Raw genomic sequence first — 590 nt, 5'->3', positions numbered from 1 at the left:
GGTATGGTGACGGTGCTGAGGGAGGCGCTGCGGGCGCTGCAGGGCGAGGCACCGCGTGACGGACGGGCGGAGGAGGGGTGGGACTGCGAGCCGGGCGCGCGGGCTGTGCTGGCGCTGCGCGCGCAGGTGCTGGTGCTGGCCGAGCGGCTGCACGGCGCCGCCAACGCAGAGTCGCTGCTGCGCCGGTGCGTGCCTGACGTCACCGCCGGCGCGCTCGCCGCCTGCCACGACTCACTCCGCGTCGCCACCGCCGCCGCCACCGCCGCCGCCACCGCCGCCGCCACCGCCGCCGCCACCGCTGCCACTGCACAGCTCCCCCAGTCGTGCACACGTGCTTTCTTGCCTGCTGCATCACTGGCAGCCGGTGGAGGCGTCCATGCCGCGAGGTGATTGGCAGATCAGTGTGCCCTGCAGCGTCATGTTCCCGCAGGTGCGTGGCGCGCACGGCGTGCGCCATGCACCATGCACACCAAGCCACATTGCTGACACTGGAGGCAGACCACATCCTGTGGCCCCCTTCGCGCAGTGATGAGCGCGCGCGGCATGCGCGTGTTGGACGAGCGGCAGGAGCGCCACGCGCTCTCGCTGCT

The 590-nt window shown here is 73.1% G+C and carries 1 protein-coding gene; it reads left to right on the top strand.

Features of this window, described 5'->3' with window-relative positions; translation table 11 throughout:
- Positions 1-390 (top strand): hypothetical protein (locus ACK4SE_RS14170; protein ID WP_409694013.1); only part of this gene is annotated, 390 nt, incomplete at its 5' end.
- Positions 391-590: the final 200 nt, after the last annotated feature.

The sequence above is a fragment of the Brevundimonas sp. genome, assembly GCF_046293315.1.
Classification (GTDB): domain Bacteria; phylum Pseudomonadota; class Alphaproteobacteria; order Caulobacterales; family Caulobacteraceae; genus Brevundimonas.
This window is presented reverse-complemented; position numbering and strand designations above follow the sequence as displayed.